Origin of the sequence: Bradyrhizobium genosp. A, from assembly GCF_049949275.1 — a bacterium.
Classification (GTDB): Bacteria; Pseudomonadota; Alphaproteobacteria; order Rhizobiales; family Xanthobacteraceae; genus Bradyrhizobium.
The window spans coordinates 4,423,766-4,439,735 of sequence record NZ_CP188196.1 but is presented as its reverse complement, the minus strand read 5'-3'; the positions used below and the strand labels follow the sequence as shown (position 1 = coordinate 4,439,735).

Here is a 15,970-nt window from a genome sequence, read left to right as displayed (position 1 = left end):
GCAGAGCCGGTCCGGACAAATACCGGATCAGCCTGAGAGCCGTCCGCTGCGCCACTGATCCTGTAGCCAGGTTCTGGCCGTTGCGTAATCGGTCTCGCCTTTGCCATCGCAGAGAGAGCAGGTGAGGATTTTCAGCCACCACCTCGATCTGGCTTGGCAGCGTGGGCAGGGCACCTTTTCAGGAGTGTGCACGGTGTGTGCACGCCCCTTATTCTGATCTTGGTTTTGGTCTACGTTTTCACATTTAAGTATTTGATTTTGCTTGGTGAGCGCGCTGGGGCTCGAACCCAGGACCCCGTGATTAAAAGTCACGTGCTCTACCGGCTGAGCTACGCGCTCCCATGGCCGCTGATGGCTTTAACGATTAATCGCCATCGTCTTCGGTCATTTGGAAAAGCATGTCTTGCCGCCGCATTTGACTGAATCGCTGCGGGAAAACCGGATGTTTCCGGTTCATGCTTTCGGCCCGCGCTGTGTAGGGGGATGAGGCGCGGAGGTCAATAGCGCGAGTGGCTGCCGCGGATAGTGGCATAGGCGGAGATTCTTCCGCTGTTTCCGTCGCTTAGCTGGGGACTTTCACCTCGATTGGTGGCCGGTCGTCCACGTCGAAGTCAGTTCGCCTCCCGCCGCACCTCGCTCGGCACCGGCTGCGCGTTGCCGGGCGCCGGCAGCGCCACCGGGCGCAGGCCGATCAGCTCGGCGGTGCGGATCGCGCTGTCGCGCCAGAATTGGAACGAGTTGATGCGGCTGAGCTCGAGGATCGCAATCGCGACCGCGGCCAGGAACGGCAGGCTCTGCAGCACCAGCACACCGGCGAAGATGTAGATCTCGGTGATCTGCCTAAAACTGTTGGAGGCGATCAGCACGCCGGAGCCGATCAGGAGCAGGGCGCCGATCACGGCCTCCCAGAACGCCTGGAACTCGATCGACATCCTGGACAGGCCGCCCTTGGAGGTGCGCGCGAACGCGATGTGCTCGGTGATCAGTCCTTGCGCGACCGCGCGCGACACCGTCCATTGCACGCTCATCGCGGCGATCATGGCGCCCAGCATCTGGCCGGGTTTGATCGCGACGCGCGCGCGGTACATCGACAGGAAGTGCGCGAGCGAGACGATGAAGGCGCCGATGATCGGCAGCGTCAGGATCTTGTCGGGGATGGCGATGTCGGCGAAGGCGACGATCGGCACCCAGACGAGGTTGAGCAGTGCCACGACCACGCCGAGGCTTTCGGCACCTAACCAGTTCAGCCAGCCCAGACCGTATTCGCGCTTCTGGTCGGGCGTCAGCCGGCTCCGTCCGGGCAGGAAGTGCCGCCAGTGCTTCTTCACGATCTGGAGGCCGCCATAGGCCCAGCGGTGACGCTGCTTCTTGAAGGCCTCGTAGGTGTCGGGGAGCAGCCCCTTGCCGTAGCGGTAGCGGGTGTAATGGGTGGTCCAGCCGAGCTCCTGAATCGCGAGCCCGAGATCCGAATCCTCGCAGATCGTGTCGGATGACCAGCCGCCGGCCATGTCCATCGCGGCGCGGCGGATCAGGCACATCGTGCCGTGCACGATGACGGCGTTGAGCTCGTTGCGCTGGACCATGCCGATGTCGAAGAAGCCGGCATATTCGCCGTTCATGATGTAATGCATGATCGACAGATCGCCGTCGCGGTGCTCCTGCGGCGCCTGCACGAGGCCAACGCGCGGGTCGGCGAAAGCAGGCACGAGGTCCTTCAGCCAGTCGGGCTCGACGACATAGTCGGCATCGAGAATGCCGATGATCTCGGCATCGACGGCGGTACGGTCCATGGCGATGCGCAACGCGCCGGCCTTGAAGCCCTGCACCTTCTCGGCGTTGATGAACTTGAAGCGTTCACCGAGCGCGCGGCAGTGATCCTGGATCGGCTGCCAGAATGCGGGATCGGGCGTGTTGTTGATGATGACGACGCATTCGTAGTTGGGATAGTCGAGCCGCGACAGCGCATCGAGCGTCTGCTTCAGCATCTCGACCGGCTCGAAATACGCGGGGATGTGGATCGAGACCTTCGGGTAGTAATTCTCGGGCACGTTCTCGACCGGCTTGCCCTTGGCGAGCAGCCGCTGCGGCGGACGGCCGAAGGCGACGGCCGCGATCTCGTCGATGCGGGCCATCGCGATCAGCACCAGCGGCACAAGCAGGGTCATGCCGAGCGTCAGCGCGAAGGCCGAGCCAAAGATGAAATAGTGCCCGTTCCAGAATGCGAATACGGTCGCAGCCCAGGCGCCGACGCCGTTGGCGGTGGCCGACAGCAAGAACGCCTGCTTTGCGGTCGGCTGCTCCAGCCGCAGGATCGGCAGCGACAAGAGGACGCCGACCAGCAGCGCGATCGTCATCAGCTTCCAATAATCAGGGTTTTCGACCGGGCCGGTCCATGCGAATTTCGGCTCGCGGCTGGCATTGAGGATGCCCCAGTACGGACCGACGCCACCTTCAAAGTATTTCCAGGGCTGATCGATCGCCTCGACGATGTTGTATTCCATGCCCATGGCTTCGGCACGGCTGACGAAGTTGCGCAAGGTCAACGCTTGCTGGAACGGACCCGGATCGGCCTTGCGCAGATTATAGCCCGCGCTCGGCCAGCCGAACTCGGCGATCACGATGCGCTTGCCGGGGAATAGGTTGCGCAGCAGGTTGTAGCGGTCGACGGCTTGGTCGACCGCCTCGTCCGAGTGGAAATTCTCCCAATAGGGCAGCACGTGGGCAGCGATGAAGTCGACGTTGGAGGCAAGGTCGGGGTTATCGCGCCAGATGTTCCAGATCTCGCCGGTGGTGACGGGAACGCGGACCGCGCTCTTCACCCGCTTGATCATCTCGATGAGGTCTTCGACCTTCTGCTCGCCGCGGTAGATCACCTCGTTGCCGACCACGACGCCGTTGACATTGCTGTTCTTGCGGGCGAGCTCGATCGCGGCCTTGATCTCGCGCTCGTTGCGATCCTTGTCCTTGTCGATCCAGGCGCCGACAGTGACTTTGAGCCCGAACTCGGCGGCGATCGGCGGCACCAGTTCCACGCCGCCCGTGGACGAATAGAGGCGGATCGCGCGCGTCATCGTCGACAGCGTCTTCAGGTCGGCGCGGATTTTCTCGATGCTCGGGACGTTGTCGATATCGGGATGGGCCGAGCCCTCGAACGGCGCGTAGGACACGCTCGGCAGCAGACCCTTGAAGTCCGGCGCGGGTTCCTTGTCGCGCAGGACTCCCCACAGGCCGGCGTGGAGCACGGACACGAGCAACAGAACGGCGCCGACAACGCGCATCGCGGCTAAACCAAAAGGGGCTGAGGGGGCAGGGAAGCGGATCCGACCCCGAGATCCGACCAAGTCCGCGGCAAATGGAGCATATCTCTGCCGCGCGGTTTCTCAACTGTCATGGCCTCATGTCCTTATCAGGGCATGGCCTTTTCCGGTCAACGCGCGCCAGTGCCGTCAGTTGCTATCGCCGATCGTTCCTGAACGGCGGCTGAAACGATCGCGGCTATTTCTGGGGTGCGGGGGACGGGCTTGCGGCAGGCGCGGGGCTCGCGGCCGGCTGGGGGGCCTGCGAATTGCCTGTCGTCGGCGCCGCAGGCTGGGAGGCCGCGGCGGCCGCCTGCTGCGGCTGGGAGGCCGGGTTGATCCAGCAAGCATGCACCCGGCTGTCCAGGGTCTCGGCGATCTTGGGATCGATCTGGGCGCCGAAGCGGGTCAGGCAGCGGAACGCCGCCTGGATGTGGCCGCCGGGGCAGCCGAAGCGGTCATAGAGGTCGAGATGGCGGAACGCGGTATCGAGGTCATCCCGCCACATCAGCCGCACCACGCGCCGGCCGAGCCAGACGCATTCGGGGTTGCCGGCCGGGCCGTTGATGGCCTGCGCGGCCTCGGCGAATTCGTCGGTGCGGCGCTGATTCTGGGCGGTGGCGTCCTTGGCGGCGTCGGCGGGCTGGGCGGCGGCCTTGCCCTGGTCAGGGGCGGGGGTGCCGCTTTGGGCGGAGGCGCCACCGAGGCTGGCCAGAAGGACAAGGGAGGAGACGGCCAAGGTGGCGGCGAACTGCCGCAGGACCGCATTTCGTAACTCGAACACCCGTCGCCGCATGAATTCCCCAATATCTCAGCCGTCCGCCCGCGCGGGAGGACCTCGCGGACGCCGACGTGATGGCGTCCAAATGGGTCTCCAATGCGGCGGAAAAGTCCCGCAAAATCCAATGACCTGTAATTGGATTTTTGTCCAGCAAAGTCACGATCCTAGGGCACGGTCGAACCGCCGCAGCCCAATTCGCCGGGGAGAGCGTGCGCCTCGCCGGCGTCACCCCCTTGGCAGACGGCGTGCGAGCAGGTAATCGACGGACCCTCGCGGAGGACGGAACCGATTTCACTTCGTACGCCACTGGCGCTCTTGCTCGTTTCCCTGGGTGCGATTGCTGCCGTGTGGTGGTGGCTGGCCACGCCGATCACACTCGCGCGCGCACCCATCGATCCCAATGACAAGCTTCAATGCGTGTCCTATGCGCCGTTCCAGGGAGACCAAACGCCGCTGATCGAGAGCACCCAGATCGAGGCCGAGCAGATCGAGCGTGATCTGAGGCAGCTCAAGGAGATCACCGACTGCGTCCGCACCTATTCGGTCGAGAACGGTCTCGCTCTGGTGCCGGGGATCGCAGACAAGGTCGGGCTGAAGGTGATCCAGGGCATCTGGCTCGGCAGCAACCGCGCCAAGAATTTTGCGCAAGTTGCGACCGCGGTCCGCCTCACCAAGGAATTCCCCGACACCATCACCGCGCTGGTCGTCGGCAACGAGGTGTTGCTGCGCGGAGAGATGACGACGTCGGACCTCACCGCGATCATCCGTTCGGTGAAGGCGCAGGTCACCGTGCCCGTGACCTATGCCGACGTCTGGGAATACTGGCTGAAGAATCGCGATGTCTATGACGCCGTCGACTTCGTCACGATTCACATCCTGCCTTATTGGGAGGATATGCCGGTGAAGGCGAAGTTCGCAGCGTCCCATGTCGAGGCGATCCGCGAGCGGATGGCGGTGGCGTTCCCCGGCAAGGAGATCCTGATCGGCGAGACCGGCTGGCCGAGCGAAGGCCGCATGCGCGAGGGCGCGCTGCCGTCACGCACCAACCAGGCGCGCGTCGTCTCGGAAATCCTGGGGCTCGCGAAGGCGCTGAAGTTTCGTGTCAACCTGATCGAGGCCTATGACCAGCCGTGGAAACGGCGGCTGGAAGGCACCGTCGGCGGCTATTGGGGCCTGATGGATTCCGTGCGGCGCCAGCTGAAATATCCGCCGGGCGAGCCGATCAGCAATTTCCCGTTCTGGAAATGGTACATGGGCGCCGGCATGGGCCTCAGCGTGCTGGTGTTCGCGGTGGCGGGCATCACGCTGCGCCGCCGGCCCTGGACGCCGCGCTTCTCGGCCTGGCTCGGGGTCGGCATCTCCGCGACATCGGCGGGCATCCTGCTCGGCATTGCCGCCGACAAGATGCTTTACGAGAGCTACGGCTGGGGCGGCTGGCTGCAATGGGGCATGCTGCTGCTCGCCGGCATCCTCTCGCCGATCCTCTGCGCGCAGGCGCTTGTCATCGGCCGCAATTTGCCGAGCTTCCTCGACCTGCTCGGTCCGCGCGAGGGACGGAAATGGTCAAAACTCTCCGCGGTGCTCGGCCTGACCCTGGCCGTGACGGCGGTGATCGCGACCGAGACCGCGCTCGGATTCGTGTTCGACCCGCGCTACCGCGACTTCCCCTATGCCTCGCTGACGATGGCGGTGGTGCCGTTCGCGCTGTTGATGCTGAACCGGCCGCAGATCGGCGTGCGCCCGATCGCGGAAGCGGTGTTCGCAGGGTTGCTGGCGCTGTCGGCTGTCTACGTGATCCTGAACGAGGGCCGCGACAACTGGCAGGCGATGTGGACCTGCGCGATCTATCTCTTGTTCGCGCTCACGCTGTGGCGGGCGCGGGCCGAGCAAAGCCAAGGATGAGCAGGCCGATCGCCAGGCCCGACAGCACGATGTTGTAGAGCACGATGCCGAGGCCGGCTGCGACCACGCCCAGCGTCAGCAGCACGATCGAAGGCCGCATCAGGTTCAGCGTCGCGATCACCAGCGCGACGATGCCGAACACCGAGTTCTTGAACAGCGAGGTCGACACCGAGCGCGCCTTGCAGATCATGGTCTGCAAGCCGGCATCGCATGCGAGCGCCACCTGCGAGAACTCGATCGCGAGATAGCGCACATAGAGCGCCCAGCCGACGGTGACGAAACCGACGACGATGAGAAACTGCACCTGATAGGGCGTGAGGCGAAACGGCTTTTTTGTCATGCGGGCAATATGGTCGGGATGGCGGGAGGGAGCAACAGGGGCAAGGCATTTTTACACGATAGGGACTGTCGCCTGGTCCGCCACATTTGGTTGCGATTGCCCGAAAAGAGAGGCTGTCCGGATCAAAGCGCCCCATCCGTAGCGATACGGATTTGCGGGAGTTCCAACGTCGCCTAGCATCCGACTTGAAGCGTCGGCGTGATCGCAGATCCAATTAGGAGCAGATCGCGTCGTTCAAAAACGCGACCGAGGATGCGAGCGAGGTTGGCAATGGTTGAGGCGTTGCAGGTCAATTTTGCGCTTTGGGGCATGATCATTTGCGCGGCAATCAAGATCAGCCAGTTGGCGGCGATTCTTTGAACGGCGCAGTCTCGGGCGAGATGCCCCGGCGATTCAATCAGAAGCCCTGATAGTCCTACCGTCTGAAGAACGACGATATCGTCGAACTCGCCGACGCCGTCTCCGGCTTGGGCTGAGCGGCCGGCTGAGCCGCAGGGGGCGCCGGCGAGGGCTCCTCGCGCTTTGACGAGCGCTTGGAGGAGTAACTGCGGCGGTGCTTGTCCGGCTTGGCGGCGGGCGCGGGCGCAGGGGCGGTTTCAGCTTGCGGCACCGAGTCCTGGCTCTTCTCCGGACTCTTGTCCTGGTTCTTGTCTGAAGCCTTGTCCTGGCCTTTGTCTTGGTTTTTGTCCTGGCCTCTTTCTTGGAACTTGTCCGAGCCGCCGCGCATCGACAGGCGCTGGCCGTCGAACACGGTCGTCTCGCAATGGCGGTCGTTCTCGGCAAGTCCGGCGCAGAGCTTTGCGGCGGCGGCGGCATTGATCAGGGGGCCGGCACCCAGACGAAGCTGCATCCCGAGGCCGTTACTGCCTTCCTTGATCATGATGATCGGCCGAAGCGCGGCGACCTCCGGATTGGACTTGCTCAGGCCGCGCCAGAGCGCGCGCAGGCCGTCGACCGAGTTGGCTCCGCCGAGATCGATGGCAAAGCGCGTCTGCTGGACGGCGATTGCGGGAGACTCGGCTTCGGTTGCCTCGGGCGATTTGGCTGGGGCCGCGGCGACTTCGGTGGGAGCGGGCGCCGTCTCGGGTTTCTTCTCTGCGTCCGGCTGAATCAGTTTCGACGCGGCCGGATCGGGCGGCGCCATGATCGACTTCGACGGCACCAGCGGAAGGATCGGCAGTGCCGACGTCGTCACCGGCGACTGCGGAACGAGCGAAGCGGCGGCCGCAGTCTGCGGCGGCGGGCCCGGCGGATCCTTCGCGGCCTCTTTCGAACTGTCCTTCGAAATTTCCTTCGACGTTTCCTTCGACGTTTCTTTGGGCTCCTTGCCGGCGCCTGCGCGCGGCCTATCGACCAGCGAGGCCGCGGTCGAGGCGACCGGTGCGACATCCGGGGCCGGGGGCTGCGCGGCGGCGACGGGCGTGTCTTGCGGCTTCGGCGCAGGGGCCTGCGGCGATGTCGCGCTCTGCCTGGCGATGGCGCCGGTGACGGAATCAAGCCCTTGCTCGAGCACCGTGACGCGCGAATAGAGCCGGTCGCGATCACTGTTCAGCGTCTCGATGGCGGAGGCGAGGCGACGCGTTTCGAGCTGGCTTTCCCTGGTCAGCACCTGGAGCCGGTCGGACTGGCGGGCAAGGTCGGCGGAGGCGACCTGGTCGTGGCGCCAGCCGAGCTGGGCCTGGTTGGCCATCACGGCGATCACGACAGCGCCGACGGCGGCCGCGCCCCACGAGCCCAGCCGCCACATCATACGACGATCGAACGTGCTTTCTTCAGCCAAGAGTCCGGAGAACAGCCCGCCGGTCTCCTTATCGCCGAAGGCATCCGCCAGTGGGTCGGAATCCTTTGCCATGAACGTTTAGTGCCCAGCCCTGTCTGGCTTCCCCGAATCAATCAAGGAACATTAACAGGAAAACCCACTCGCACTTGAATTCCGGGCGTTTGCGGGGGTAGCAAGGCAGCCAGCTCAGGCGACATCGGCTTGTCGCCCGCCGATGTGATGATCGATTCGGCCGAAATAGACAGGATTGCGATGACCGCCCGCTCAAGCCTCACGATCGTGCTCGCCGCCGGCGAAGGCACGCGCATGCGATCCAGCCTGCCGAAAGTGCTGCATCCCGTAGCTTCCCAGACGCTGCTTGCCCATGTGCTCGGTGCCGCACCGCGCGGAACCGGCACTGCGCTTGCGGTCGTGATCGGCCCCGATCACCAGGCGGTCGCGGACGAGGCGAAGCGGATCCGCTCCGACGCGCTCATCTTCGTGCAGGCCGAGCGGCTCGGCACCGCGCACGCGGTACTGGCGGCGCGGGAGGCGATCGCGCGCGGCGTGGACGACGTCCTGATCGCGTTTGGCGATACGCCGTTGATCTCGGCCGAGACTTTTGCGCGGCTCCGTGCGCCGCTCGCGAAAGGTGCTGCGATTGCCGCGCTCGGTTTTCGCGCGGCGGACCCGACCGGCTATGGCCGCTTCATCGTCGAGGGCGACCGCCTGGTCGCGATCCGTGAGCACGCCGACGCCAGTGCGGACGAGCGCAAGATCGATCTGTGCAATGCCGGCGTGATGGCGATCGACGGGCGCCGCGCGCTTGCGATCCTGGACAAAATAGGCAATGCGAATTCCAAGGGCGAGTACTACCTGACCGATGCGGTCAGTGTCGCCCGCGACAATGGATGGGAGTCCGTGGTGATCGAAACCAGCGAGGACGAAGTGCGCGGCATCAACACCAAGGCCCAGCTTGCCGAAGCTGAGGGCGTGATGCAGGCCCGGCTGCGCAAGGCTGCGATGGAAGCCGGCGTCACGCTGATCGGACCCGAGACGGTCTATCTTGCTGCTGACACCGTGTTCGGCAAGGACGTCATCATCGAGCCGTTCGTGGTGATCGGACCGGGCGTGTCGATCGCCGACGGCACCGTGATCCATTCCTTCTCGCATATCGTCGAGACCACGCTCGGCAAGAACGTCTCGATCGGTCCCTATGCGCGGCTGCGCCCCGGCACCTCGCTTGGCGATGGCGCGCGGATCGGCAATTTCGTGGAGACCAAGGCCGCGACGCTGGAGGCCGGCGTCAAGGTCAACCATCTCTCCTACATTGGCGACGCCACCGTCGGCGCCAATTCCAACATCGGCGCTGGCACCATCACCTGCAATTACGACGGCTTCAAGAAGCACAAGACGGTGATCGGGCAGGGCGCCTTCGTCGGCACCAACTCGTCGCTGGTCGCGCCGGTCAGAATCGGCAACGGAGCCTATATCGGCTCGGGCTCGGTGATCACGCGCGACGTGCCCGACGATGCGATGGCGCTGGAGCGTAGCCAGCAGACCATCCGCGAAGGCGGTGCGGCGCGCTACCGCGAGATGAAGACGAGAGGTAAGAAGGTTGAGAAGACGCCCGAGAAATGAGCGGCGCTAGTCGTCGTCGGCGACGTCCGAGAACATCGCGCGCATCAGGCGCCAGCCGCGCGCCCTGGCGCGCTTTGCCGGTTCGCCGGCCGCCTGCGTGACGAGGACAGGTTTGCTTTCCTTGCCTCGGTCCAGGCTGCGCTGGGGCGGCGGCCAGTGCGCGAGATGCGTGCCGCTGGTCTCGCTGGCGAGCAGATACGTCGGTGGCAGACCCTTGCGGTCGGACGTGGCTTTCATGGCCTTGATCTCCCGGAGCTTGAATCGTTGGCCAAACTTGTTGACAACGAGTTAATCCGCGCGGTTAAAGGCCGGCCACATCGACACAGGCGAAGCTTGACGTCACCGGGTGGTGTCGCAATCCGTCACAATTATTGAGTAACTGGTTCCTTAGGAACTTCGCTAAAAACCGAGCGCGTCGTTTCGGCGATTTTTCGACGATTTGGGGGATATTGATCCGCATGTGCGGGATTGTCGGCATTCTCGGGCGCGAGCCGGTTGCAGAGCAATTGGTGGATTCGCTCAAACGTCTCGAATATCGCGGCTACGATTCCGCGGGCGTCGCCACGCTTGAAGGCAAGCACCTCGAGCGCCGCCGCGCCGAGGGTAAACTGAAAAATCTGGAGAAGCGGCTGGAAGCCGAGCCCTTGAAGGGCACGACCGGCATCGGTCACACCCGCTGGGCCACCCACGGCAAGCCGACCGTCAACAATGCCCATCCGCATGCGACCGAGCGCGTCGCTGTCGTCCATAACGGCATCATCGAGAATTTCCGCGAGCTGCGCGAGGAGCTCGAAAAGAAGGGCACGGTGTTCCACACCGAGACCGACACCGAGATCGTGTTGCACCTCGTCGACGATCTCTTGACGCGCGGCAACAAGCCGGCGGAGGCGGTGAAGCTGACCCTGGCGCGCTTGCGCGGTGCCTTTGCGCTCGGCTTCATCTTCGCCGGCGACGACGATCTGATGATCGGCGCTCGCAACGGCCCGCCGCTGGCGATCGGCTATGGCGACGGCGAGATGTATCTCGGCTCCGACGCGATCGCGCTCGGCCCGTTCACCGACACGATCAGCTATCTCGAAGACGGCGACTGGGTGGTGATGACCCACAACAGCGCTGATATCTTCGACAAGGACGGCCAGGCCGTCGCGCGCGACAAGATCAAGCACGCCGCCTCGACCTCGCTGGTCGACAAGGCCAACTATCGCCACTTCATGGCGAAGGAGATCCACGAGCAGCCGGAAGTGGTCGGCCACACGCTGGCGCGCTATGTCGACATGGCGAGCGAGCGCGTCTCGCTGCCGGTCAAGCTGCCGTTCGACTTCAAGGACATCCAGCGCATCAACATTACGGCTTGCGGCACCGCAAGCTACGCCGGCATCGTTGCAAAATACTGGTTCGAGCGTTTTGCGCGCCTGCCGGTCGAGGTCGATGTCGCATCCGAATTCCGCTACCGCGAAGCGCCGCTGCGCAAGGGCGATCTCGCGATCTTCATCTCGCAATCCGGCGAGACCGCCGACACCCTGGCTGCACTTCGCTACGCCAAGGCCGAGGGCGTGCACACGATTGCCGTCGTCAACGTCCCGACCTCGACCATCGCGCGCGAAAGCGAGACCGTGCTGCCAACGCTGGCCGGCCCCGAGATCGGCGTCGCCTCGACCAAGGCCTTTACCTGCCAGCTCATGGTGCTGGCGAATCTGGCGATTGCGGCCGGCAAGGCCCGCGGCGAATTGTCCGCCGAGGACGAGACCAAGCTCGTTCACGGCCTGGTCGAGATCCCGCGCCTGATGGCGGATGCGCTCACGACCGAGCTCCAGATCGAGAAGCTTGCACATAGAATCGCAAAATCCCGCGACGTGCTCTATCTCGGCCGCGGCACCAGCTTCCCGCTGGCCCTCGAAGGCGCGCTGAAACTGAAGGAAATCTCCTACATCCACGCCGAAGGCTATGCCGCCGGCGAGCTCAAGCATGGTCCGATCGCGCTGATCGACGAGACCATGCCGGTCGTCGTGATCGCGCCCTACGACCGCGTGTTCGAGAAGACCGTGTCGAACATGCAGGAGGTCGCCGCCCGCGGCGGCAACATCATCCTGATGACTGACGCCAAGGGCGCGGCGGAGGCGACGGTGGATTCGCTCGTGACCATCGTCATGCCTGACATGGCGGCGGCGTTCACGCCGATGGTCTATGCCGTCCCCGTGCAGCTGCTCGCCTACCACACAGCGGTGGTGATGGGCACCGACGTCGACCAGCCGCGCAATCTCGCGAAATCCGTGACGGTGGAATAGGCAAAAGGGACCAGGCCGCGCTCTTCCAAAACCTGCTAGAAGCCCCTAGCTTGACCGAAGCGACGGACCTGGAACCCGAATGACCGCCCGCGACGACGTGCCTGCGCCTCTTGATCCCGCCCCGGAACCGCATACCGGCCTGATGGGCCGTTTCCGCAATTATTTCCTGACCGGGCTGGTCGTCACCGGTCCGATCGCGATCACGCTGTACCTGGTCTGGTGGTTCGTCACCTGGGTCGACGGCGTGGTGCGGCCATTCGTGCCGCTGGCCTATCGGCCGGAAACCTATCTGCCGTACGTCATTCCAGGCTGGGGACTGGTTGTCGCATTCTTCACGCTGACATTGGTTGGATTTCTCGCGGCGAACCTGATCGGCCGCACCCTGGTCGATGTCGGCGAGACCTTCCTCGGCCGGATTCCGGCGGTGCGTGCGATCTATCGCGGCCTCAAGCAGGTGTTCGAGACGCTGTTCTCGGGCAAGGGCTCGAGCTTCCGCAAGGTCGGCCTCGTCGAGTTTCCATCGCCCGGCATGTGGTCGATCGTGCTGATCTCGCAATCGCCGAACGAGGAGGTCGCGCGCAGCCTGCCGGGCCAGGAGGAACATGTCTCGGTGTTTCTGCCGTGCTCGCCGAACCCGACCACCGGCTTCTTCTTCTATGTGCCGAAGAGCAAGATCGTCGAGGTCGAGCTCAGCGCCGAAGATGCCGCGACGCTGATCATGTCCGCCGGTGTGGTGCAGCCGGGCGTAGCGCCCGATCCGAAGAAGGCAGCCGCGCTCGCCGGCATGGCCAATGCCGCGCGCATCGCCAACGCCGCCACGCTCCAGCCCGCGCCTGCGAAGGCGGAGTAGGGCCATTCGGCCGCGGGATGGCCGCGGGTCACGCGGGCGTTCGCATCCTCTGCTAATGTTCCGGTCGAACTGAGCGCCAGCGCTCGGAACTCGAACGGGAGTGCCCCCGATGTCCAAGTCGACGTCCAAAACCATTGCGATCCTCGCGCCCGGTGCCATGGGCAGCGCGGTGGCCCGCCGCTTGAGTGAGAACGGCGCGCGCGTACTGACGTCGTTGCAGGGACGCAGCGAGGCGACGCTGAAACGGGCGGCGGATGCCGGCATGGTCGGCGCCGAGGACGATGCGATCGCGGACGCCGACATCATCCTCTCGATCGTGCCGCCGGGCGAATCGGTGGCGCTGGCCGAGCGGCTCGCTGCGTTGATCGTGAAGCGTAACAAGAAGCCGGTCGTGGTCGACTGCAACGCCGTCAATGTCGACACGGTGAAGCGGATCGAGCAAATCATCGGCTCGGCGCAGGCGCCCTTCGTCGATGGCGGCATCATCGGCTTCCCGCCGCAGCCGGGCGGTAAGAGCCCGGCGTTCTACATGTCCGGCGAACATGCCAAGGATGTCGCCGTGCTCAGGGATTTCGGGCTCGACATGCGCATCGTCGAAGGCCCGGTGGGGGCGGCCTCTGCGCTCAAGATGTCCTACGCCGGCATTGTCAAAGGTCTCGCCGGGATCGGCTCGGCCATGGTGGTCGCGGCGACCAAGGCGGGGGCCGCGGATGCGCTGCGCGACGAGCTCGCGCTCAGCCAGCCCGCGATCCTGGCGCGGCTCGAGGTCGCGCTGCCCGACATGATCCCGAAGGCCTATCGCTGGGTCGCGGAGATGCAGGAGATTTCCGGCTTCCTCGGGCCGGATCATCCGGCCAGCCAGATCTACCAAGGTTTTGCCAAATGGTTCGAGCATCTGGCCGGCGACGCAAAGGGCGAGGCGCTCGATGCGTCACTATTGAAGGCGTTTGCAGCTAATATCGCGAAGAAAAAAGCCTGATATGAGGGTGCGGTCACCCGGCCCCGATCAGCGGGATCGCCTCGTCTCGCTCGTAGAGATACAGCAGGCAGCGCAGCGCTTCGCCGCGCTCGCCTTTCAGCTTCGGATCGTCCTTCATGATGCGCAGCGCCTCGTCACGAGCCTGCGTGATCAGCTGGCCGTGGACCTCCGGGCGCGCGATTCGATAGCCGGGCAGGCCGCTCTGGCGGACGCCGAGCACATCGCCTTCGCCGCGCAGTTTTAAATCCTCTTCGGCGATACGAAACCCGTCGGTGGTCTCGCGGATCACTTTCAGCCGCGCCTTCGACATTTCGCCGAGCGGTTCGCTGTAGAGCAAAATGCAGGTCGAAGCCTCCGAGCCTCGGCCGATGCGGCCGCGCAGCTGGTGCAGCTGGGCGAGGCCGAAGCGCTCGGCATTCTCGATCACCATGATGGTGGCGGCCGGCACGTCGACGCCGACCTCGACCACGGTGGTTGCGACCAGAAGCCCGATCTCGTGCGCGGCGAACTGGCCCATCACGCGATCCTTCTCGGTGCCTTTCATCTGGCCATGCACGAGGCCGACGCGGTCGCCAAAGCGCTTCTGCAGGCTCTCGAAGCGTTTGGTCGCGTTGGTGAGATGCTCAGTGCCCTCGGCCTCGGATTCTTCGACCAGCGGGCAGATCCAGTACACCAGCTTGCCCGATACGAGCGCGCGGCCGACGCCGTCCATGACCTCACCGAGCCGGCTCATGGCGACGGCACGGGTGTCGATCGGCTGGCGGCCGGCAGGCTTCTCGCGCAGCTCCGAGATGTCCATGTCGCCAAAATAAGTCAGCACCAGCGTGCGCGGGATCGGCGTGGCGCTGAGCACCAGCACGTCGACGGCCTCACCTTTCGAGGTCAGCGCCAGGCGCTCGCGCACGCCAAAGCGGTGCTGCTCGTCGACGATGGCGAGCGCGAGATCGCGGAAGATCACGTCGTCCTGGATCAGTGCGTGGGTGCCGACCAGGAGGTCGATCTCGCCGGCTTCGAGTTGCGCCAACAACTCGCGCCGCTCCTTGCCCTTTTCGCGGCCTGTGAGGATCGCGACCCGCATGCCGGCGCGCTCGGCGAGCGGGGCGATGGTCTTGATGTGCTGGCGTGCCAGAATTTCGGTCGGGGCAATCAGCGCGGCCTGCTTGCCGACCTCGGCGACAGCAGCGGCTGCCAGCAGTGCGACCACGGTCTTGCCGGAGCCGACGTCGCCCTGGAGCAGCCGGAGCATGCGCACGGGCTGTTGCAGGTCGTCGGCGATGGCAGCAGTCGCGCTGCGCTGGGAGGGCGTGAGCGCGTAAGGAAGCGCGTCGATGATCTTGTTGCGCAGATGGCCGTCGCCGGCATTGCGCACGCCGGCCGGCCGTCGCAGCTGCGCGCGGATCAAAGCGAGCGCGAGCTGGCCGGCGAGCAGCTCGTCAAAGGCGAGGCGGGACCAGTAGCGCTGGTCGGGCAGGATGTCCGTGAGCTCGACCGGCTGATGCACGCGGTTGAGTGCTTCTGCGATCGGCGGGAAATTGCAGCGGCGCAGCACATCCGGGCTGATCCATTCCGGCAGGGCCGGCAACTTCTGCAGCGCCCGTGCGATCGCGCGGCGGAGCGAGCCGATCGCGAGCCCTTCCGTGAGCGGATAGACCGGATCGATGCCCGAGAGCTTCGAGATCGCCTCCTCGTCGAGCACGCGGTCGGGATGCACGATCTGCGGGATACCGTCATACATCTGCAGCGTGCCGGAGACGAAGCGCTTCTCGCCGACAGGCAGCAGCTTTTCGACGTAGCCGGGCTTTGCGCGGAAGAAGGTCAGCACGACATCGCCGGTCTCGTCGCTGGCATAGACCAGATACGGCGCGCGGGAATTGCGCGGCGGAGGCGGGCGGTGACGGTCGACGGTGACCTCCAGCGTCACCATGGTTCCCTGGACCGCGTCGCGGATTTTCGGCCGCGCCCGGCGGTCGATGACCTGGCTCGGCAGATGCAGCAGCAGATCGACCAGCCGCGGCGTCTCGTTGCGGCTGAGCAGGTACTGCAGCAGCTTGTCCTGCTTCGGGCCGACGCCGGGCAGGCTGGTCACGGGAGCAAACAGCGGATTGAGCAGGCTGGGGCGCATGAGAGCGAATCTAGG

Annotated in this window: 11 protein-coding genes and 1 tRNA gene; 5 read left to right on the top strand and 7 right to left on the bottom strand. The window is 64.9% G+C overall.

Annotated features, from left to right (window positions below; genetic code table 11):
* Nucleotides 1-263: 263 nt before the first annotated feature.
* The 3 genes from ACP2YP_RS20500 to ACP2YP_RS20490 all read right to left on the bottom strand — a co-directional run bounded on the left by ACP2YP_RS20500 (nt 264) and on the right by ACP2YP_RS20490 (nt 4,092).
* Nucleotides 264-339 (bottom strand) — tRNA-Lys (locus tag ACP2YP_RS20500).
* A 272-nt stretch (nt 340-611) separates the two neighbouring features.
* Complete coding sequence (locus tag ACP2YP_RS20495) at nt 612-3,278, bottom strand: glycosyltransferase (protein ID WP_426418176.1); 2,667 nt, start codon at nt 3,276-3,278, stop codon at nt 612-614.
* 217 nt (nt 3,279-3,495) lie between these two features.
* Nucleotides 3,496-4,092, bottom strand: a complete 597-nt coding sequence (locus ACP2YP_RS20490; RefSeq protein WP_426418175.1) for a beta-1-3, beta-1-6-glucan biosynthesis protein — start codon at nt 4,090-4,092, stop codon at nt 3,496-3,498.
* A 273-nt stretch (nt 4,093-4,365) separates the two neighbouring features.
* Here ACP2YP_RS20490 and ACP2YP_RS20485 point away from each other — a divergent pair, with 273 nt between their 5' ends.
* Entirely contained in the window at nt 4,366-5,979 is a 1,614-nt protein-coding gene (locus ACP2YP_RS20485) for a beta-(1-6) glucans synthase (protein WP_426426211.1), read from the top strand.
* Here ACP2YP_RS20485 and ACP2YP_RS20480 read toward each other — a convergent pair.
* Nucleotides 5,939-6,319, bottom strand: coding sequence for a hypothetical protein (locus tag ACP2YP_RS20480; protein WP_027534560.1), 381 nt, complete (start codon nt 6,317-6,319; stop codon nt 5,939-5,941). The two genes, ACP2YP_RS20485 and ACP2YP_RS20480, sit on opposite strands and share 41 nt — an antisense overlap.
* Nucleotides 6,320-6,734: 415 nt before the next feature.
* A complete protein-coding gene (locus ACP2YP_RS20475; protein ID WP_426418174.1) occupies nt 6,735-8,171 on the bottom strand; it encodes a hypothetical protein in 1,437 nt (478 codons plus the stop codon).
* Nucleotides 8,172-8,351: 180 nt separating this feature from the next.
* Between ACP2YP_RS20475 and glmU the strand changes: the two genes are divergently transcribed.
* A complete protein-coding gene (gene glmU, locus ACP2YP_RS20470; RefSeq protein WP_426418173.1) occupies nt 8,352-9,719 on the top strand; it encodes a bifunctional UDP-N-acetylglucosamine diphosphorylase/glucosamine-1-phosphate N-acetyltransferase GlmU in 1,368 nt (455 codons plus the stop codon).
* A 6-nt stretch (nt 9,720-9,725) separates the two neighbouring features.
* On the opposite strand, the gene ACP2YP_RS20465 is transcribed toward glmU, so the two are convergent.
* The gene (locus tag ACP2YP_RS20465; protein ID WP_426418172.1) at nt 9,726-9,956 is read right to left on the bottom strand and encodes a hypothetical protein; all 231 of its coding nucleotides are present in this window, start codon (nt 9,954-9,956) and stop codon (nt 9,726-9,728) included.
* 221 nt (nt 9,957-10,177) lie between these two features.
* Here ACP2YP_RS20465 and glmS point away from each other — a divergent pair, with 221 nt between their 5' ends.
* The 3 genes from glmS (at nt 10,178) to ACP2YP_RS20450 (ending at nt 13,833) form a co-directional block, all read left to right on the top strand.
* Nucleotides 10,178-12,004 carry a glutamine--fructose-6-phosphate transaminase (isomerizing) gene (glmS, locus tag ACP2YP_RS20460; protein ID WP_426418171.1) on the top strand — a complete coding sequence of 609 codons (1,827 nt, stop codon included), beginning with the start codon at nt 10,178-10,180 and terminating at the stop codon, nt 12,002-12,004.
* Between the two features lie 79 nt (nt 12,005-12,083).
* On the top strand, nt 12,084-12,854 hold the full coding sequence (locus ACP2YP_RS20455) for a DUF502 domain-containing protein (RefSeq protein ID WP_426418170.1): 771 nt from the start codon (nt 12,084-12,086) through the stop codon (nt 12,852-12,854).
* Nucleotides 12,855-12,963: 109 nt separating this feature from the next.
* Entirely contained in the window at nt 12,964-13,833 is an 870-nt protein-coding gene (locus ACP2YP_RS20450) for a DUF1932 domain-containing protein (protein WP_426418169.1), read from the top strand.
* Nucleotides 13,834-13,846: 13 nt separating this feature from the next.
* Here the strand turns inward: ACP2YP_RS20450 and recG are convergent, their stop codons facing one another.
* Nucleotides 13,847-15,955, bottom strand: coding sequence for an ATP-dependent DNA helicase RecG (recG, locus tag ACP2YP_RS20445; protein ID WP_426418168.1), 2,109 nt, complete (start codon nt 15,953-15,955; stop codon nt 13,847-13,849).
* Nucleotides 15,956-15,970 lie beyond the last annotated feature (15 nt).